This window comes from Acinetobacter sp. Ac8, from assembly GCF_055392545.1.
On record NZ_AP043689.1, the window covers coordinates 82,293 to 101,011 of the forward strand.

Genomic DNA, 18,719 nt, shown 5'->3' on the forward strand with positions numbered 1-18,719 from the left:
GGCCAATCACGAGGATGGTCATTTACTTTTCAGCCGCTATGTTGATGAAGTGACAAAATAAAGCTTCGCAAGAAAACAATCTTGCGAAGCAATCTAAGTCATGATCAAAAGGGGGTAAATCATGTTTTGAAGCCTAGTAAGCAAAACCTAGCAACTAAACTTTGCTAATCAAAGCCTAAGCCAAGATTTGCTCTGCTTTAAATCACTTTTACTCCAGCAGTGAATTAAACATCCCACTGAGGTGCTAAGTTTTCAGGATCAACCTCACGGCCATTACGTTCCAATTGCGCGATTAATTGCATTTCTTCAGCAGATAACTGAATCTCTTGTGCTTTTAAGTTGGCAATTAAGTTTTCACGTTTAGTCGATGACGGAATGACAGCAAAGCCTTTCTGCAATGCCCATGCCAATGCAATTTGAGCGCTAGAAGCCTGATGCTGTTTGGCAATTTCAGTTAATGTTGGGTCATTTAAAACTTTGCCATACGCCAAGGTCATATAAGAGGTCACATCAATATTTTGTGACTGTAAAAAATTCACCAACTTATCATTTTGCAAATAAGGGCTAAGTTCAATTTGGTTGGTGGCAATATTTTCAAGTCCTACAGCAGCGATGGCTTGTTGCGATAAGTCGATATTGAAGTTTGAAATTCCAATATGTTCAGTTAGGCCCAGCTTTTTCGCTTCTAACAGGTTATGCATCATTTCTGCAACAGAAATTCCTAGACTTGGCGCTGGCCAGTGAATCAAGGTTAAGTTGACAGCATCAGTACCCAGTTTCTGTAAGCTGTCTTTAAGACTTGGAATAAGTTTGTCGGCTTGATAATGATCTGTCCATATCTTTGTTGTGATAAACAAATCATCACGATGGATATGACTTTCTGCAATGGCCTGACCGACTTCTGCTTCGTTGCCATAGATTTGAGCAGTGTCTACAGCACGATAACCAACGTCTAAGGCTGTTTTGACCGAGTCAATCACAGTTTGTCCTGTTAAACGGAAAGTACCGACACCAAATTGAGGAACGATGTTTGTCATGCTGGATTTCACTTTATTTTCTGAGATTGAGTGTATTTTGCTACTTTAATTGTTGCGGAAAAATACAGGAATATGCAAAATATTGTTGACTAAAAATCAACAATAAACAGAGCGCTGACAGCAATGAAATCTACACTTGAAGAATTACAGGCTTTTATTAATATTGTCGATAGTGGTTCGATTGTTGCAGCAGCAACGCATCTTGAACAAACCACTTCAGGTGTAAGTCGAGCCTTGCAACGACTTGAATCTAAACTGAATGTCACCTTATTAGAGCGGACAACACGTAAACTTAAGTTGACCCAAGAGGGGCAATTATTTTTAGCAAAAGCCCGAAAAATTGTGCATGACCTCAATGAAGCAGAAGATGCTTTATTAAAATCTGACAGTGATACATCTGGGCTGATTCGCGTGGATTCCGCGACACCTTTTGTATTGCATGTGATTGCACCGTTGATGCAAGAGTTTTCTCAGTTGTATCCTGAAATAGAAATAGAGTTAAACAGTAACGATCAGATCATCGATTTATTAGAACATAAGACAGATGTTGCAATACGCTTTGGTGATCTTAATGATTCGAGCTTACATGCGCGTTTGTTGTGTAAAAGCCGATTATATATCGTTGCCAGTCCTGAGTATTTAGCTACACATGGTTATCCAGCAACACCGCAAGATATTTTAAATCATACGCAAATTGGCTTTAGCAAAGTCAGCCGTTTAAATACTTGGCCGATTCGAGTCAATGGAGAAAGGCTTACTGTCAAACCAAAAATCAAAGCATCCAGTGGTGAAACTGTTCGCCAACTGTGTTTACGCGGGCATGGAATTGCGAGATTGTCTGAGTTTGAGATTTTAAAAGATATAAAGCAAGGACGCTTGATCGCTCTATTTGAAGATCAAATAGAGCTTTATGAACAACACATCCATGCGGTGTATTATCAACAGGAACATTTACCAAAGCGTGTCCGTTTATTTATTGAGTTTTTAACGCAAAAGCTGTCAAAGTTTCGATAGTCTTTTGTGGCGGTAAATCCAGACTCAGTAAAGTTTGGCTACTGGGTTGTTGTGGATTGACCAATTGGATTTCAAAATGATCAGTTGCTGTCTGAAGGCATTTGAACGCCAAGTCTTTTTGCACCGGGATATTAATCTTCATCCGTTGATCACTACTGCTATGGTAGCGATAGTTTCGCACAGCAGCAGTCTGATGTAGGGTGGGTTCTAGATGATCAAGCTGATACTCAGCTAAATTTTGTGTTTTTAAAAAGCCTTCAATCAAAGATTTACATACAAAATGTTGTTTCTGAGCAGCTTGATTGACCTGCTGAGGCTGGCAAGCAGTTAATCCAAAGACAATACTGATTAAAGCGATCGTTCTCATTTTTTTCTCCTTTCAAATCAATTTGTTTGTAAAAATTGGCTGTGAATGAAGCATAAATCTGTTAACTTTATAGATACAGATACAACAAATATTAAAATTTGAGTACAGATATGGCTTTTCAATATCAAACATTAGCACAACAAATTGCACAGAAAATTTATTGTGGTGAGTTGGCCGTTGGGCAACGACTCAGTTCTTTGCGAAAATTTGCAGCATTACAAAATATTAGTCTGAATACAGCAAAGAGTTGTTATGAATTGCTTGAAGCGCAAGGCTTGATTTATGTCAAAGAAAAGTCTGGCTATTTTGTTCAATCACAGCAAAAAGCCTCGCAGATTGCTGTACCTGACCATCCTGATTTTAAGTCGAGAGCACGTGAGGTTTCAAATCTAGACTTACAAATTCAAATTCATGAAGCAGCAATCAATAATAAACTGATCCATTTAGGTTCGATTCAGTTATCGCCTAATCTAGTTCCTGTAGAGGCCTTACGCCGTTCAATACAACGTGCTTTAAAGCACAGTAAACCAGAAGACTTTTTATATAATGACCGCCAAGGGCACCTTCAGTTAAGAGAGGCTTTGTCAGCACATTGGGCTGAAGATGGTTTTTATATTGCCAAAGAAGATATTTATATCAGCAATGGTTGTATGCCGGCATTGTCTGTGATGATTCAAAGCCTGAGCCAAATCGGTGACAGTGTGATTGTGCCCACACCAAACTATAATGGTCAGTTGCAATTGTTGGCGTTGCTCAAACGAAAAATTATTGAAATTCCTGCCAATACGGAAGGTTTTGATCTGGATCGTTTAGAACAAGAGATGCAAAACTCAGCTGCAAAAGTCTGTTTATTAACCGCCAACTTTCAAAACCCTTTAGGCTTCTGTTTGACTAATGCCGAGAAAGAAAAAATCGCACAGCTGGCAGCGAAGTATCAGTGTTACGTGATTGAAGATGATATTTATGCTGAATGTAGCTTTAATGCCAAACGCCCTTTACCGATTAAATATTGGGATCAACAGGGCTATGTGGTTTATTGCGGATCGGTTTCCAAGTCGTTGTCGACCTCTTATCGAGTCGGTTGGTTCTGTTTGCCACAACGTTTACAGCACTTACATGCCAAGTTGATTTTACAAAATGTTTCGGTCAATACACCATTGCAATTGGGTCTTGCTGATTTGATTTATAGCCGAGCCTATCGTCAGCATTTGAGTGAGTTACGCCCTAAGTTGATGGCTCAAGTTGCGCAATATTTACAGTTTATTCAACATGCTTTTTATGGGGTTGAGATCCGTTTAAATCAACCGCAGGGAAGTTATGCCTTGTGGTTACAGTTCCCAGAACAGATTGATAGCTTGGCGTTGTATTATTATGCACAGCAATACAGTATCAATATTGTGCCAGGGATTATTTTTGGTGAGGATCACCGTTATAACAATTGTATTCGCTTAAATGCAGGCCATGAATTGTCTCAGGAAATTCAGGATGCAATTATGTTATTGGCAGATTGGGTAAGGGGGGAATTGTCAGCCAAGAGTGTGGCTTAAACTGATTTGTGAGTAAATGCATAGCCCGACAGCCTTATTCCATTCACGGTTCTTGATAAACCGTGATGGATGGTCAGACTTAAATTAGAAATCCGCTTTTAATACGATACGATAACGGGCTTTTCCAGAGTGAAGTCGCTCCAAAGCCTCATTAATTTTTGACATTGGATAAACTTCAATTTGTGGTGCAATGTTTTTGCGTGCGGCAAATTGTAATAATTGACGCAATGCAAAAGGGGAGCCTGTTGGTGAACCGGTCACTGATTTTGCACCGCCAATCAGTGCGCCCGCAGGAATCGGCATCGGTTCGAGGACTAAACCTAGCATGTGAATTGTGCCATTTGGTGCCAGTGTATTCAGATATGCTTTCCAGTCCAAACTCACATTTACTGTACAGAGCAATAAATCAAATTTGCCACGTTGCGCTTTTAACGCATTGGCATCGCGACTATTGACCACATGGTCTGCGCCCATTGCTTTAAGTTCATCTGTTTTGTCCAAACTTGATGTAAAGGCAGTGATCTCACAACCCCACGCTTTGAGTATTTTAATGGCCATATGACCTAAACCACCAATCCCAATGACACCAACATGGTGAACTGCTTGAATTTGATGTTTTAAGATTGGATCAAAAACTGTGATACCACCACACAATAAAGGACCAGCACTTTCAGGGTTTAAATCTTCAGGAAAAGGAATAATCCACTGCCAACCTGCACGTACCTTATCTGCAAACCCGCCTGCATGACCAACGATAGTTGCAACTGAACCCCCTGTGCAAAGCACTTGTTGACCACTAACACATGGATCACAGTGCTGACAACTTTCCGCAGTCCAGCCGATACCAACACGTTGACCGACTTTTAATCCTTTCGCTTCTGAACCCAGTTGAGTGATGGTACCGATAATTTCATGACCGCCAACCACTGGAAAAACTGAATTTCCCCATTCATTGTTAATCACTGAAACATCGGAATGGCATAAACCGCAATATTCAACTTTGACTTCGACCTGATGAGGCTGCAATTCACCTGCATCAAATTGATAGGGCACAAGTGCTGCACCTGCCTCTAAGGCAGCATAAGCATGAAACGTATTATTTGACATGTGAATCCTTCCTGTTTGTTCAGTTAAACTTTTAGCGGGATATACAATCATTTTCATGGTCATTGACCATCCCCACTGCTTGCATAAAGGCATAGCAAGTGGTTGGACCAACAAATTTAAAACCATTCTTTTTTAACGCTTTAGAAAGCTTTTGACTGGTTTCGGTTTGTGCAGGCGCTAATTTATAATCAGGGACATCATTGAGTTGTACTTGCTGGTCGACGAAATCCCATAACCAGTTCACCATATCAATCTCTTGAGCTTTCATGTTTTGCCATGCAATAGCATTGTCACGAATTGCCGTTAATTTCCCAATATGGCGAATCAGCCCAGCATCCTGACATTTTAGCGCAAGCTCTTGTTCAGTAAAATTGGCGATGGTTTGAATCGGGTGGTTAAAAAATTGGGCGCGATAGCTTTCACGTTTTTTTAAAACAGTAATCCAAGATAAACCTGCTTGTTGCCCCTCTAGGCAAAGCATTTCAAATAAATGCTGTTCATCTCGATTGGACTTACCCCACTCTTGATCATGATATTCAATATAAAGAGGATCATCTGAACACCAACCACAGCGTTTATTTGTCATAAAAGATCTACCATTGTTCTGATTGATTTAAGTTTTAATTGTCTAAAGTTTAAATTCGACCCATTGATCTTGTTTGTTGTCCCAATAGGAAAGTTGCGCATGTTGTAAATCTTTAAAACTTACCCAAATATCTTTACCCGCTTTGTCTGCAAAGCCAGTACTGATCATTAATGCTTCATCGGTGATTTCCATAATCCAGCCTTGATGATTTTGTCCATTGAGGGCAATTTTTTGTTGATTGCCTGATTCTGCAAATTCAACTAAACGCTCAAGCAATGCTTCTGACATGGAATATTCCTAAATTGATTCAATCTAAAATTAACGTAAATAAGGGTAGGGGTTGACTGCACCTTGACCTTTACCCCTTAAGTATAGTCCATAGTGCAAATGCGGTGCAGTATGTCGTGCATTTCCCGTATTGCCCACATAGCCGATTAACTGACCTTTTTTAACGTAATCGCCTTCTTGTAGACCACGTTTGTGATCGTTTAGATGAGCATAATAGTGATAAACCCCACCTGGTCCGATGAGCCAAATCACTTTACCCCCCAGATTATTGCTCTTTAAACTGGTAATCACACCTTCAGTACTACTATAAACTTTGGTTCCACGTGAAGCCATGATGTCAATTCCTTCATGTGCTCGCCCAGCACTGCGAGATGCACCCCAAGTATCTGTGAGGTTTTGTGGTTTTACTCCATCTACAGGAATTGCCAATCGGGTTGGCATTGACATTGCTTTTAGGCGGTTAATTTGAGCTTGTGGAAGCTGAGGCTTAGATGAGCTTGGCTTTTTAGGTGCAGTGGTACATGCAGTTAAAATAATGGCAAGCAAGGCCATCAAGCAATATTGGATGCTACGTGACACGAGAAATCCTTTTTTTCAAGTTTCAAAAGGGCAAATTAAAATTGAAATATGCTTCGAATACCCGTGTCTGACTATGTCATATTTTTACTGCTGAGATCAATTTTTTCATGGCTGTAGGGATGCCCATTTGTGTAGCTTTTTGTGGTGTTAACCATTCGCCCCCAAGTTCAGCCTGGAGGTATTCTTTTTGGTCTGATTCAACTCGAACAATATGCGCATTTAAAATCCATGTGAAATGGGTAAAACTATGCGAGATTTGGACAGGTTCAACAGTTGAAGTAAGTTTTAGACTTTGACAAAGCTGTTGAAACGCGAGCTCATTTTCAAAAATCGGTAAACTCCATAAGCCTCCCCATAAGCCACTGTTGGGACGCTGTTCCCATAACCATTGTTGATCTGACTCAATTAATAACACTGTGGCTGTTCTAACGGGAACGGGCTTTTTAGCTTTCTTATAAGGCAGTTCAGTTTCTAGCCCTTGTTGATGGGCTTGGCAATGTTGTTGCATAGGGCAGTATAAGCAGAGTGGCTTTTTTGGCGTACAAATGGTTGCGCCCAAATCCATAATTGCTTGGGTATAGTCGTGGTTGCGTTCAGTTGGGCATAAGCTTTCTGCCAGTTGCCACATGGCTCGTTCATGGATGGGTTTACTCAGGTCATCTTCAATGGCAAAGAAACGGGCCAAAACACGTTTTACATTGCCATCCATAATGACGCCATATTGGCGTAAGCCAAGCGACATCAGTGCGCCACCAGTAGAGCGACCAATACCTGAAAGTTCCACCCATTGTTCTAAGCTTTGTGGAAAATGCCCTTGCTGGCAGACCACGCCTGCTGCTTTATGCAAATTGCGTGCACGGGCGTAGTAGCCTAATCCTGCCCAATACGGGGCAACATCATCCCATGAGGCTTTACCCAAATCATCGACAGTCGGAAAGCGTTGGATAAATTTATCAAAATATTGCAGTACAGTTTTGACTTGTGTTTGTTGCAACATAATCTCAGACACCCAAACTTTGTATGGATCATCAGCCACTTGCCACGGTAAATCATGGCGCCCGTGTTGATCAAACCAAGTCAATAGCGCATCTGAAAATGAAAATTGCGACATAACAATCTAGCGTAAAAATTGGATGCTCAGTATAACCAAGATAAATTTATTGCGGAAAATTATCTTAAACTTGAGCAGCAATCTGCATAAAAAAAGACGCCAAAGCGTCTTTTCAAATGCGTTTATAGCCACAACTTAGTTTTCGTTGATGATACCCCAACGCTTATCCAGTTTAAGCGGTTCGTTTTTATAACGTGGGATAATGTGAATATGGAAATGTTCACTTTGATCTTCACCAAACACATGACCATCATTAAAGGCGATATGGAAACCTTCAGGTTGATGGCGAATCTTAAGCTCGTTACGTGCCAGTTCCAATAAAGAGGAAAGGCTTTTACGTTCTTTCTCTGAAACCTCAAAAAAAGAAGCAATATGGCGCAAAGGAATAATCACTGAATGACCTTTAGACAAAGGGTTATGTTCAGGCAAAATTGCACCAAATTCATTTTTATCAATGATATCAAATTCTTCAAAGTCACAATAAGGACATACTTTTTCAGTCATTTCTAATCCCTCGTTTTGTTGTCTTAATCGACGTAGAACGTATTTTAATTAAGCCAGAGTAGGTTAAGCCAAGGTACGATCTAATAAATCATACATTGCTGCTAATCCGGCTTTTTCTGCTTCGGCGTTATAACCTAGATCTACGCCATTGGCTTTTGCTTTTTCATCTGCTTGTGGGTTACTAAAGCCATGTTTAGCATCTTTGAGGATGATCACTTCAGATTTTACCTGAGCATGCTGCATTTCTTGTTTAAACGATTCGACATCTGCCAAAGACACCATGCTGTCTTTTTCACCATGTAGCACTAACACTTGCGCTTTAAATTTTTCTGCTTCCGCTGCTTTTTGCGCAGATAAATTTGCATGGAAAGTAATCGCAGCTTTTAAGTCAGCACCTGAGCGTGCCAAATCTAATATCACTTTACCACCATAACAGAATCCAATCGCAGCCAAACGCGTTGCATCGACTTCTGGTTGTGCTGCTAAAGCAGCCAAAGCCGCAGCTGAACGCTCAACAATGGTCTGCTCATCTTGGAAGGTTTGCATCATCCACTCATGGGCTTGAGTCGCAACAGCCGTGGTTTTTTTATCGCCATACATATCAATTGCCAGCGCAGCAAAACCATGTTGTGCCAACTCTCGAGCACGTTGTTCAGAATACTCATTTCGGCCCCACCATTCTGGACCAACAATCACACCTGCAACTGGTTGTGCGGATTCAGGTGCAGCAAAATAACCGATTAAAGTTGTTCCATCTTTTGCTTGATATTGAATTTCACGAGTTTTGATTGCAAGAGCCATCTGTTAATCCTTGTGTATCGGCGAGAATGAGATTGATTAAAGCATAAATATATAAGATTCAAATGACTAAATTTCGAATATTTACAATAGAAATGTGAAAATTTATGAATGAAAAAGGTCGTTTTCAAATGAAAAAGAGAAGAACCAAGGTTCTTCTCTTTTATGAAAATTGATCAGGAAAAGCTAAACTTTTCCTCTCGAAATAAAACCAACAATCGCGAGGATTACCGCGACAACGAGAAGAATGACTGCGAAGTCTTTAGACATTCCCGCAACACCACCAAAACCAAATAAACTTGCGATTAAGGCGATCACAGCGAAAATAATTGCCCAACGAAACATAAGATTCATCTCCATATTTTTGTTATGTATTTTCAGTATAGGCAGAAAAATCTAAGGGACTTGTGAAGTTGTGTTTAAAAAGTGTGATTAATAAAGCAATATGTAAAGGTTTGTTCTGTTTTAAATTTTCTAATTTCTGCTTATATACTGATATAATTATTTCGCCTTAAATGACTTTAATGTTATGCCATGACCTTTGAGATCCGCCCCCAGTTTTGGAAGAATTATACACTGTCTGAGTTAAATCCGACCGAGTGGGAAGCGTTGTGCGATGGTTGTGGGCTGTGCTGTTTGGTGAAATTAGAAGATGATGACACACATGAAATAGCCTATACCAAAGTGTCTTGTAAACTCCTCGATTGTGAAACAGCACAATGTTCTGACTATCCTAATCGTTTAGATTATGTACCCGACTGTATTCAATTAAGCCCTGAAAAATTAGCCAATATTCATTGGTTACCTTCAAGTTGTGCATATCGTCGGGTGAATGAAGGTAAAAATTTACCGGCATGGCACTATCTGATCACAGGCTCAAGAAGCAATGTGATTAAGGCCAGAAAATCTGCTGCTGGGCGTTGTATCTCCGAAACAGAAGTCAATGAAGAAGACATTGATGAATACATTGTAAGATGGGTGCGGTAAATGCTTTGAATCAACTATGAATTGATAATCATTATCAAATAGTAATATGATAACCAAGCCCTCCAGTTTGATGTGTTTTTAAAATGTTTGCTTTATCTTGGTTATTCAAAAAAAGTACATTCTGTTTATGTGCAATCAGCCTGAGTTTCGGTATTCACTGCAATGTTTATGCAAAACCAGATTTGCAAGCTTTAGGGCCAAATATTGCGGAGCAAGGCTCCAGTTATTATCAATTTCAAGTAAAAAATTTTCAATCCGCAGATCAACAACGGCATTATAAAGTTTGGGTCGGTATTCCTAAACATATCAATAAAAATAAGATCTTACCTGCTGTTTATATGTTAGATGGCAACTCTGCTATGGCGCGTTTAGATGAGTCACTGTTAAAAAAACTATCCGAACAAGACAGCCCTGTGTTGGTGGCTATAGGCTATCAAACCCAGTTACCGTTTGAGTCCGCTTCACGGTCTGTAGACTACACACCTGCTGATGAATCTGGAAAAGTGGCGGCTGACCCACGCAATCCTGAACGTATGGCAGGCGGAAGTGCACAATTTAGACAGGTGCTGTTTGAAAAAATTATGCCGTGGGTCAATACGCAAGTAAAACTGGATAAGCAACGTACCGCATTGTGGGGACATTCTTATGGTGGTTTATTTGTTTTAGATACCCTTTTAAATAGTCAAAGCACAGATAATAAGTTTTCACACTATTTTTCAGCCAGTCCATCTCTCACATGGGCAGATTCTCGATTACTCAAAGCCGTTGAAAAAGCCCCGCCTGAGCAATTAAAAAATAAAAAATTATGGGTGATGGAAGGTGACATCATTCAGTCTACAACGAGACCAATCAGCCCAAATGCAGATCGGGATATGATTCAAAATAACCGTCAATTGGTTTTAGATTTGGCCAGTAAAGGCGTAGATGGCAAATTAATGCTTTATCCACATCTTAGTCATGGTCAAGTATTTCAGGCCTCGTTAATGGATGTTTTGCAGAATCGATTATTTTAAAGCTGAAAATGCAATATTGATGATTTTCCATAGTAGACTAAGGACAGCATTCATCAATTAAAAAAGCAGTATGTCAGACACTCAAATTCCGCTTCCAGAACGTTTACGTCCACGTGATTTGTCTGAAATTATTGGGCAAGATCATTTACTCGGTGTTGCAGCACCACTCCGTCAAATGATTGATCAAGGGCATTTACCCTCGATTATTTTTTGGGGGCCGCCTGGTGTTGGAAAAACCACCATCGCATTGTTATTGGCTCAAGCAGTCGATCGTACATTTATTAGCTTATCTGCCTTAAATACAGGGGTAAAAGAGCTCCGTGAGGTGATTGCTGACAGCGGTGATTTATTAACACCAGTGGTGTTTATTGATGAAATTCATCGTTTTAATAAGTCGCAACAAGATGCCTTATTGAATGCGGTTGAAAAAGGCAAAATTACCCTGATCGGTGCGACCACTGAAAACCCTTCATTTGAAGTCAACAGTGCTTTGCTGTCTCGTTGTCAGGTATATACCTTAAATGGGTTAAGTAATGAGGCGATTCAAGAACTCATTTTACGCGCGATTCAACAAGATAAATTTTTAAAAGATCGCCATATCCAGATTGAAGAATTTGATGCATTGGTTCAATTTGCTGCGGGTGATGCACGTAAGGCACTTAATTTAATCGATTTAATTGCCAGTACCTTTGAGTCCGATATTGAAAATATTGTGACCAATGCGATTGTGGTCAAAGTTGCGCAACAGAACATTGCACGCTATGACAAATCAGGTGAGCAGCATTATGATCTTGTGTCTGCGTTTATTAAATCTATTCGAGGTAGTGATCCTGATGCAACGTTGTATTGGATGGCACGTATGCTTAAAGGCGGTGAAGATCCGGTTTTTATCGCTCGTCGTATGTTGATCGCTGCTTCAGAAGATATTGGAAACTCAAATCCAAATGCCTTGCTTTTAGCGGGCGAATGTTTCCGCTCGGTTCAAGCGATAGGTATGCCTGAGTGTCGAATTATTTTAGGCCAATGCGCAGTTTATCTGGCAACCAGTGCAAAGAGTAACAGCACTTATTTGGCGATCAATAAAGCCTTAGAACTTGCAGAAAAAACGTCCAACCTACCTGTGCCACTCCATTTACGCAATGCACCGACCAAGCTTATGAAACAACAAGGCTATGGTGTGGATTATCTTTATCCTCATAACTACCCTGAAAATTTTGTGCTACAGGAATATTTACCACCTGAATTGAAAGGCACAAAATTATATGAGTCTGCTCGTAATAAGCGTGAAGTTGAAGGTGAGCGTTTACAGCAACGTCGTTGGCAACAAGAACAGCAGCAACAGTAGTTGTGAAGTTTATTTGCTTAGGCATCTTTTAAATAGATGTTCTATTTTATATAAAAGTTTAAAATATCGGCAAAATTTAAATTAGGCTGACACCATTTTAGAAATACGCTTGAGCAAAGTGCTTCTAAATGGTTTAGAAATTTTATGAAATTATCCGTTTTATCTTTTGCTGTTTTAATTTCTTTGCCGATGTTGAGCCATGCTGAACTAGCAAGTAAAATTTCGACCCAAAATCAGCCTAAACTTGCCGCGCAGCCGCTTAAAACACTTTATCAACAAAGTTTTGTTCAGCAAAAAACAATTCCTCAAGGTTGGCGTATTCCTGGCAACAATGCCGGCAACGTCTATGTTGAAAATGGGATACTTCATATTGATGGTCGAGCAAATTCAGTCAGTCCGACCTCAATTTTATTACCGCAAAATCTTGAAAAACAACAAAACTATCGCATTGATCTCGAATTTACTTTAGACCAAGCTGTCAATAACTCGCGTTGGGGCAGTGTGATTTATGATGTCACAGAAACACAGGGGGTGATTCCCAGCAGTTATTATCAATTTACCCTCAGAACAGACACCACTGCAAAAAATGGTACGGAGTTTGGTCGGCATAAAAGTAACGGGCAATGGGAGGTCTCTGAAACGAAAGCATTTTCGGAGAACATTAAAGCAAATCAATGGTATAAAGCCAGCATTGTGGTGTCTGGACAACGGGTACAACATTATTTAAACCACCAGTTGATGCAAGATGTAGAACTTGACCAAGGATCTGCCAAAGGCGGCATCGGGCTTTCAGCAACAGGCCTAGTCTTAAAAGTTAAAAATATTCAAGTCTCTGAACAAACCAGTGCATTGCCAGACTTAGCCAATAAAGTCACCCAAGTGCAAGAAATTCAAACTAATGTTGCTTTGGCACCGACGCTGATTCAAAAAGTTAAAACTACCAGCAGTCCATTAAATTCAACCAATCAGTTATATTATCAATTAGATGCCAATTTAAACTTGCTTGATCAGACAGGGCAGGTGGTTGAAACATTACAACAATATTTATCCAATCCACAGCGTAATACTATTCCTGTTTTAGAAATCAAAGATCCCAAAAGCATTGAAGCCTTAAAATTACTCTCTAAATCTCATGATATGAGCGATATTACTGTATTGTCCAAAAGTGATGATTTACTCAAGTCTGCGCATCAAATTGTACCTACGCTTCGAACAGCATTAGATTTAAGTCGCGAAAATTTAAAGGAGAGTCATGTCGGTCTTTCTGAAATTATGCGTCGTACTAATCAGGCCTATGCACGCATCGTGGTTCTTCCGCATCACCTTGCCAACAAATCGAGTGTCAGCTTTATTCAACGTCATTTAATGACAGTGTGGGTTGATACACCAGCACATGATCCGCAGGATGTCGCCAGTATTTTGACTTCAGGTGTGAATGGGATTATTACAACGCAAAGTACGCTATTTGCCAGTGTCTTAAAACAATTTCCAAAAAATACCTTATTGCGTAAACCCTTTATTATTGGGCATCGTGGTGTACCCAGTTTAGAAGATGAAAATACCTTAGAAAGTGCAAAACATGCAGTTGCTTTAGGAGCAGATATTGTTGAAAACGATATTTATTTAACCAAAGACCAGCATCTTGTGGTGATGCATGATGCAACAGTGGATCGTACTACGCGTTCAACAGGTAAAATTGAAGAAATGAGCCTTGCGCAGGTTCAGCAATTAAAATCTAAAAACAAAGCTTATCCAATACCGACCCTTGCAGAATATTTCACTACATTTAAGCACAATCCAAACTTTGTACTGATGATCGAAATGAAAAGTGCCAATCCAGCATTGGTTGCAAAAATGCAGGATGAAATTAAAAAGTACCAAGTTGAAAATCAAGTCGTCACGACCTCATTTAATGCAGATCAAGTTGCGCGTGCACAGTCACAATTGTCTGAGATACCACGAGGGTTATTGGTTGGAAGCATGCCCAATAGCCGCAATACTTTAATTGCCGCCAAACAAATCAATGCCGATGTTCAGAAATATAATTCAACGTATAACCCTGCTTATCGTGCTGATTTGATCAATCTTTTAGAAACGACCAAGCACCGTGGAATCAGTTTTTGGCCTTGGGCATTGAATGATGAAACATTTAAAAAATTATATATTGCAGGGACCTACGGGATAACCACCAATTCTGCGCAACTTTATGCAAAATACATCGTTGATATTCAAGCACCCAAAAATGTCAAAGTAAAAGTTGAACAGCCGGTATTACTCAATGCGCAATTGGTTCAGCAAGATGGCGTGAAACTCAATCAACAACTCAGTAATTTTGTCGTTTTATCAGGTTCTGCAAAACATGAGATTAAAAATGGTCAGTTGAGTTTCTCTGAAAAGGGCACTGCATATGTTTTGGCAGGTTATAAATATCAGATTGATGCACAAAACTTCTATCAAATCTTTTCAGCCCCTATAAAGGTCATCATCCAATAGCTTATTTTATGGTATCTGTTTGAAATGGGAGTTTTACATCTTTGGGGAAATTTGGAAAAAGTGTAAACAGCATCTGAGGATTATTCTTTAGTCCTGCACCGTCCAGATAGGTCCATTGATGTGATTGTAGTGAACGAATGGCGACCATAAATGAGGGCGATGCTGCTTGAATTTGACCCACAACTTTCATGGTGATGGTTTTGGGTACAAAGCAAATTTCTTCATGATCTACGATATAGCTATAAAGTGGTGGCTTTGATTGTACATTGACAATTTCTACCTGTGATTTGGCAAGCAAATTTTGAGCGTATTGAAGCAACTGCTGATAAGCTTCTGCACCGCCAGCATATTTGATTAGAGATGGATGAGTTTTTTGTTGCATAAATGAATAATCATTTTTCTTTAAATCTTGTCCTAATTGATCTAAGTCAGACGCAATAATTTTAGGATAATCTTGCTGACAGCTTAACTCTTCCGCCTGTGTAGGATTTAAAATGATCAAGAATAAAATGACAGCATAAATTGTTTTTATCATGTTGGATTAAATCTGAATATCGTTTGTTTTGAGTATATAAGTTTCTTAAAAAAAGTTCATCAGCAATCCAAGCTTAACGATACTCGCTGATCCAACAGGAGATTTTGTAACTAGTCTCTGTTCATCTCTGAAAAGTTAGGTAGCGTCTACGCAAATTGATTTAAACTTTCAAAGCAAAGTGTGCAATGAATGTTTTTAAAATTAAACAACTTATTTGCCCATAGAATTGATTTAATTAAAATTATGAATGAAGAAAAATTATATTCTAGTGTATGTGTTTCTAAACAGGTTGAGGATATACCCAATAACGATACACATAAAAAAACCGAGTCATTCAACTCGGTTTGAAGCCCTTGGTTAACTTTAACCTCTACCACTTATAATTAATTTTGCCGTAATAGAACGCACCATTAAAGCCAAACGGTGAGAACTGGCTGTATTGCAAACTTCCACCAGTAGGTTTGTTGATGTCATAAACATCTTTATCAGGATAAACATTGGTAATGTTGTCTCCCCCAACAGTAAATTTCCAATTGTTTAATTGGTATGTCAGTGCTAAATCCAACAGCCATTTTGCAGAAAATTTCTGATCACTGGCAGCACCTGAGTTACTGTAAGTTTCGAAGCTTCCATAACGTGTGATATTGGTATTGATACCAAAATTTCCAATTTTATAATCATTGGCTAAACTGAATTTATGTTCAGGTGTGCTTCCTGCCAATAGACCATATTGTTCACGACGGTCTAAACGGGTGAGGTTGACACCCAAGGCATTTAAAATCTCAGGGTTTTTATCGACATCGGTGACTTTATTGCGATTAAAATTATAAGCCAAAGATGTGGTTAACTCGCCATAAGGCAGGTTTTGCCATTGGTAATTGGCAACTAAATCTACACCACGAGTGCGGGTATTACTGGCATTATTAAAGAAACGCACCGTGCTGAAATTGGTATCGGTAATCCCTTTAGACACCAAATAAGCGCGAACAGTGGGGCTGCTGGCATTGATATTTGAAGATAAGCTAATACGGTCATCAATATCAATTTGGTAGGCATCCAAAGTTACATACAGGTTTTTAGTTGGGGTAAATACCAAGCCAAGACTATAGTTCTTTGATTTTTCAGCTTTTAGGTCTTCTGCACCGAGCAATTGTGCAACTTGTGAAGAACTTGGAAATGTTCCAGCCTCAACAAACTGTCCATTGACCAATTGCGAAGAGGTTTGAGTGAAATATTGTTGTGCTAGACTCGGTGCGCGAAAGCCTGTAGAAACTGAGCCACGTACCGCAACTTGAGGTAAAAGCTTATAACGTAACGAAAGAGATGCATTGTTGGTGTCCCCAAAGTCATCATATTTCTCATAACGATAGGCTGTAGATGCTGAAAGTTTTTGGGTAATATCTGTTTCTAAATCAAGATATCCTGCATAACTGTCACGTGTCCATTTCCCAGCATCTGCTTGGCGAAAGCCTGATAAACCTGAAGAACCACTTTTATAATAAGAGGCAGGATTGCCTGCTTTGATTTGATATTGTTGATTTAAATACTGAGCACCAAACGCGACATTTAATGGACTTGCAAAAGCAGAGATCTCAAATTCTTTTGACAGATCAATATTATAAACAGCTTGAGTATTCTTTAACTGTCCATTATGGAATGAATTTGGTGTTGAACCTGTATCTTTGTATAGATCGACATTGATGGTTTTTGTATTTACATCATATTGGTTTAAGCCATAATTGGCTGAAACATCATAGCGCCAGTCTGCAACTTCCCCACGTAAGCCTGCAACAGCACTAAAGTCATCTAATTGACCGCGAATCAGCGGTAAATAACCATTTGGAAATAATGCAGGCACATTGTTCGAGGCATTACTCAAACGATAGAATCCAGCAGTTTCTGCATTACGATGGCTATAGGTTGAAAAGCCATATAATTCAACAGTATCACTGAGATCAAAACCAGCATTAACAGAAGCTTTTACCTCATCAGATTTTGGATCACCAAAACGAAAAGTTCTTTGTCCGTATGTAGTAGCGTTTGGATCACGAAGGTCTAAACCTGCGCGATTGGTTGCTTCATTGTCCTGCCATTCACCGGAAAAAATGGCATAACCATAATTGCCCAGTTGAGTACCGCCCGAGACATAGGATTGTTTTTGTTCACCATCACCTTTGTTATAAATACCGTAGCGAATACCTGCATCACCTGTTTTAGGATCAGACTTTAAGATAATGTTGACGACACCAGCAATTGCATCTGAACCATAGCGAGCAGAAGCACCTTCTCTAAGTACTTCAATACGGCTGATGGCAGAAATCGGAATGGCATTTAAATCGGTCGGTGCCGAACCGCGTCCAATGGTGCCCCCAAGGTTAATAAATGCCCCAGTATGGCGACGTTTGCCATTCACTAAAACCAAAACTTGATCAGGAGAAAGTCCTTTTAGTTGTACTGGGCGAACGAGTTCTGTTCCATCGACAACGGTTGGACGAGGAAAGTTAATCGAGGGGATAATTTTAGCCAGCGCCGTACCTAACTCACTTGAACCTGTACGTTCTGTCAATTCCGCTGCACTAATCACATCAATCGGTTGTAAGGAATCTGTTTTAGAACGTTTTAGCGAACGTGTACCTGTGACAACAATGGTATCAAGTGTTTTAACTTCTTGGGTGGCTGGAATCTGTTCCGCAGCGTATGCATGTGGATACAGAAATGTAAAAACTAAGCTGGCGGTCAGGCTTAATGAATATCGTTTTGATAATGTACGCATAACTCTATTTTGTAGCTCTTTTTGTAACGGTTTGTTGTGATCATAGTGAGCTTGAGATTATTTAGAAAACAACTTTTAAAAATATAAATAGAATAAAATCTGCAAAGTGTATGGTTATTTAAAGTGTTCTCAGTTTAGAAATCTAGATTTCAGCATGTGATGTTTTATAGGAAGTTCGATACACAATCTTTTGAAATTATTGATAAAGCATATAATTTTAAACGGCTCAGTGATGAGGTGATGATATTGAATCAAGTTGATGAAATATATTGATGATCAACGATTTACATCAGTAAAAGCTGGGTTTGATCAATGCTATACAGACATATAACTGTGATGGCAGAGCCCAGTTTGATCAGTTTATATTTGCTTTAATGCAAAAGGGCTACCTTAAATTGATAGCCCTTTTCACTTTATCTAATCAGCTTAGCGTGGAGGAAAGCCCGCTTCTGATAAAGCATCAACCACTTGTTGCTGTGTTGCTGTTGTTTCAACTTTAACACTGTGACTTGGTGGATCGGCAATCACCTTGGCATTTTCATCTACAGATTGAATTGCTTTGGTTACACCACGTGCACAACCACCACAGGTCATATTTTCAATATAAAATTCCATATCTCACCCTGCTCTAAGAA

At 39.5% G+C, this 18,719-nt stretch carries 19 protein-coding genes; 6 read left to right on the forward strand and 13 right to left on the reverse strand.

Translation table 11 applies throughout. The annotated features are described in order from the left end of the window. Positions 1-224 precede the first annotated feature (224 nt). On the reverse strand, positions 225-1,037 hold the full coding sequence (dkgB, locus tag ACZ5QH_RS00295; RefSeq protein ID WP_154130161.1) for a 2,5-didehydrogluconate reductase DkgB: 813 nt from the start codon (positions 1,035-1,037) through the stop codon (positions 225-227). Between the two features lie 123 nt (positions 1,038-1,160). Here dkgB and ACZ5QH_RS00300 point away from each other — a divergent pair, with 123 nt between their 5' ends. Then, positions 1,161-2,051 (forward strand): LysR family transcriptional regulator, encoded by an 891-nt coding sequence (locus ACZ5QH_RS00300; RefSeq protein ID WP_004718832.1) that lies wholly within the window; start codon positions 1,161-1,163, stop codon positions 2,049-2,051. Here the strand turns inward: ACZ5QH_RS00300 and ACZ5QH_RS00305 are convergent. After that, positions 2,011-2,418 carry a hypothetical protein gene (locus ACZ5QH_RS00305; RefSeq protein WP_303576990.1) on the reverse strand — a complete coding sequence of 136 codons (408 nt, stop codon included), beginning with the start codon at positions 2,416-2,418 and terminating at the stop codon, positions 2,011-2,013. The genes ACZ5QH_RS00300 and ACZ5QH_RS00305 overlap by 41 nt on opposite strands. Before the next feature lie 110 nt (positions 2,419-2,528). Here ACZ5QH_RS00305 and ACZ5QH_RS00310 point away from each other — a divergent pair, with 110 nt between their 5' ends. Beyond that, a complete protein-coding gene (locus ACZ5QH_RS00310) occupies positions 2,529-3,965 on the forward strand; it encodes an aminotransferase-like domain-containing protein (protein WP_004818253.1) in 1,437 nt (478 codons plus the stop codon). An 84-nt stretch (positions 3,966-4,049) separates the two neighbouring features. Here ACZ5QH_RS00310 and ahr read toward each other — a convergent pair whose 3' ends face one another. From ahr to ACZ5QH_RS00350, 8 genes are all read right to left on the reverse strand, one after another. Continuing rightward, positions 4,050-5,072 (reverse strand): NADPH-dependent aldehyde reductase Ahr, encoded by a 1,023-nt coding sequence (ahr, locus tag ACZ5QH_RS00315; RefSeq protein ID WP_034614740.1) that lies wholly within the window; start codon positions 5,070-5,072, stop codon positions 4,050-4,052. Between the two features lie 31 nt (positions 5,073-5,103). Continuing rightward, the gene (locus tag ACZ5QH_RS00320; protein ID WP_004818255.1) at positions 5,104-5,658 is read right to left on the reverse strand and encodes a DNA-3-methyladenine glycosylase I; all 555 of its coding nucleotides are present in this window, start codon (positions 5,656-5,658) and stop codon (positions 5,104-5,106) included. A gap of 42 nt (positions 5,659-5,700) precedes the next feature. Beyond that, positions 5,701-5,946 (reverse strand): hypothetical protein, encoded by a 246-nt coding sequence (locus ACZ5QH_RS00325; protein ID WP_004818256.1) that lies wholly within the window; start codon positions 5,944-5,946, stop codon positions 5,701-5,703. A 30-nt stretch (positions 5,947-5,976) separates the two neighbouring features. Continuing rightward, on the reverse strand, positions 5,977-6,525 hold the full coding sequence (locus ACZ5QH_RS00330; protein WP_004818257.1) for a M23 family metallopeptidase: 549 nt from the start codon (positions 6,523-6,525) through the stop codon (positions 5,977-5,979). 76 nt (positions 6,526-6,601) lie between these two features. Further along, positions 6,602-7,636 (reverse strand): A/G-specific adenine glycosylase, encoded by a 1,035-nt coding sequence (gene mutY / locus ACZ5QH_RS00335; RefSeq protein ID WP_303576989.1) that lies wholly within the window; start codon positions 7,634-7,636, stop codon positions 6,602-6,604. Positions 7,637-7,771: 135 nt separating this feature from the next. Then, positions 7,772-8,140, reverse strand: coding sequence for an HIT family protein (locus ACZ5QH_RS00340; protein ID WP_004718818.1), 369 nt, complete (start codon positions 8,138-8,140; stop codon positions 7,772-7,774). Positions 8,141-8,203: 63 nt separating this feature from the next. Next, complete coding sequence (locus ACZ5QH_RS00345) at positions 8,204-8,941, reverse strand: dienelactone hydrolase family protein (protein ID WP_303576988.1); 738 nt, start codon at positions 8,939-8,941, stop codon at positions 8,204-8,206. 183 nt (positions 8,942-9,124) lie between these two features. Further along, positions 9,125-9,283, reverse strand: a complete 159-nt coding sequence (locus ACZ5QH_RS00350) for a DUF1328 domain-containing protein (RefSeq protein WP_004718815.1) — start codon at positions 9,281-9,283, stop codon at positions 9,125-9,127. Positions 9,284-9,472: 189 nt separating this feature from the next. Between ACZ5QH_RS00350 and ACZ5QH_RS00355 the strand changes: the two genes are divergently transcribed. The 4 genes from ACZ5QH_RS00355 (at position 9,473) to ACZ5QH_RS00370 (ending at position 14,776) form a co-directional block, all read left to right on the forward strand. Beyond that, the gene (locus tag ACZ5QH_RS00355) at positions 9,473-9,925 is read left to right on the forward strand and encodes a YcgN family cysteine cluster protein (RefSeq protein WP_034614705.1); all 453 of its coding nucleotides are present in this window, start codon (positions 9,473-9,475) and stop codon (positions 9,923-9,925) included. Positions 9,926-10,008: 83 nt separating this feature from the next. Further along, on the forward strand, positions 10,009-10,938 hold the full coding sequence (locus ACZ5QH_RS00360; protein WP_034614708.1) for an alpha/beta hydrolase: 930 nt from the start codon (positions 10,009-10,011) through the stop codon (positions 10,936-10,938). A gap of 70 nt (positions 10,939-11,008) precedes the next feature. Then, entirely contained in the window at positions 11,009-12,283 is a 1,275-nt protein-coding gene (locus ACZ5QH_RS00365) for a replication-associated recombination protein A (protein ID WP_004718810.1), read from the forward strand. A gap of 144 nt (positions 12,284-12,427) precedes the next feature. Continuing rightward, positions 12,428-14,776, forward strand: coding sequence for a glycerophosphodiester phosphodiesterase family protein (locus tag ACZ5QH_RS00370; protein WP_303576987.1), 2,349 nt, complete (start codon positions 12,428-12,430; stop codon positions 14,774-14,776). Position 14,777: 1 nt separating this feature from the next. On the opposite strand, the gene ACZ5QH_RS00375 is transcribed toward ACZ5QH_RS00370, so the two are convergent. The 3 genes from ACZ5QH_RS00375 to ACZ5QH_RS00385 form a co-directional block, all read right to left on the reverse strand. Continuing rightward, the gene (locus ACZ5QH_RS00375; RefSeq protein WP_303576986.1) at positions 14,778-15,311 is read right to left on the reverse strand and encodes a hypothetical protein; all 534 of its coding nucleotides are present in this window, start codon (positions 15,309-15,311) and stop codon (positions 14,778-14,780) included. 370 nt (positions 15,312-15,681) lie between these two features. After that, positions 15,682-18,084, reverse strand: coding sequence for a TonB-dependent receptor plug domain-containing protein (locus tag ACZ5QH_RS00380; RefSeq protein WP_303576985.1), 2,403 nt, complete (start codon positions 18,082-18,084; stop codon positions 15,682-15,684). Positions 18,085-18,510: 426 nt separating this feature from the next. After that, positions 18,511-18,699, reverse strand: a complete 189-nt coding sequence (locus ACZ5QH_RS00385) for a heavy-metal-associated domain-containing protein (protein WP_004818287.1) — start codon at positions 18,697-18,699, stop codon at positions 18,511-18,513. Positions 18,700-18,719: the final 20 nt, after the last annotated feature.

Bases quoted from the DNA above. Each gene is read 5' to 3' on its own strand.
- dkgB (WP_154130161.1), bottom strand. From the start codon at position 1,037: ATGACAAACATCGTTCCTCAATTTGGTGTCGGTACTTTCCGTTTAACA.
- ACZ5QH_RS00300 (WP_004718832.1), top strand. From the start codon at position 1,161: ATGAAATCTACACTTGAAGAATTACAGGCTTTTATTAATATTGTCGAT.
- ACZ5QH_RS00305 (WP_303576990.1), bottom strand. From the start codon at position 2,418: ATGAGAACGATCGCTTTAATCAGTATTGTCTTTGGATTAACTGCTTGC.
- ACZ5QH_RS00310 (WP_004818253.1), top strand. From the start codon at position 2,529: ATGGCTTTTCAATATCAAACATTAGCACAACAAATTGCACAGAAAATT.
- ahr (WP_034614740.1), bottom strand. From the start codon at position 5,072: ATGTCAAATAATACGTTTCATGCTTATGCTGCCTTAGAGGCAGGTGCA.
- ACZ5QH_RS00320 (WP_004818255.1), bottom strand. From the start codon at position 5,658: ATGACAAATAAACGCTGTGGTTGGTGTTCAGATGATCCTCTTTATATT.
- ACZ5QH_RS00325 (WP_004818256.1), bottom strand. From the start codon at position 5,946: ATGTCAGAAGCATTGCTTGAGCGTTTAGTTGAATTTGCAGAATCAGGC.
- mutY (WP_303576989.1), bottom strand. From the start codon at position 7,636: ATGTCGCAATTTTCATTTTCAGATGCGCTATTGACTTGGTTTGATCAA.
- ACZ5QH_RS00340 (WP_004718818.1), bottom strand. From the start codon at position 8,140: ATGACTGAAAAAGTATGTCCTTATTGTGACTTTGAAGAATTTGATATC.
- ACZ5QH_RS00345 (WP_303576988.1), bottom strand. From the start codon at position 8,941: ATGGCTCTTGCAATCAAAACTCGTGAAATTCAATATCAAGCAAAAGAT.
- ACZ5QH_RS00350 (WP_004718815.1), bottom strand. From the start codon at position 9,283: ATGTTTCGTTGGGCAATTATTTTCGCTGTGATCGCCTTAATCGCAAGT.
- ACZ5QH_RS00355 (WP_034614705.1), top strand. From the start codon at position 9,473: ATGACCTTTGAGATCCGCCCCCAGTTTTGGAAGAATTATACACTGTCT.
- ACZ5QH_RS00360 (WP_034614708.1), top strand. From the start codon at position 10,009: ATGTTTGCTTTATCTTGGTTATTCAAAAAAAGTACATTCTGTTTATGT.
- ACZ5QH_RS00365 (WP_004718810.1), top strand. From the start codon at position 11,009: ATGTCAGACACTCAAATTCCGCTTCCAGAACGTTTACGTCCACGTGAT.
- ACZ5QH_RS00370 (WP_303576987.1), top strand. From the start codon at position 12,428: ATGAAATTATCCGTTTTATCTTTTGCTGTTTTAATTTCTTTGCCGATG.
- ACZ5QH_RS00375 (WP_303576986.1), bottom strand. From the start codon at position 15,311: ATGATAAAAACAATTTATGCTGTCATTTTATTCTTGATCATTTTAAAT.
- ACZ5QH_RS00380 (WP_303576985.1), bottom strand. From the start codon at position 18,084: ATGCGTACATTATCAAAACGATATTCATTAAGCCTGACCGCCAGCTTA.
- ACZ5QH_RS00385 (WP_004818287.1), bottom strand. From the start codon at position 18,699: ATGGAATTTTATATTGAAAATATGACCTGTGGTGGTTGTGCACGTGGT.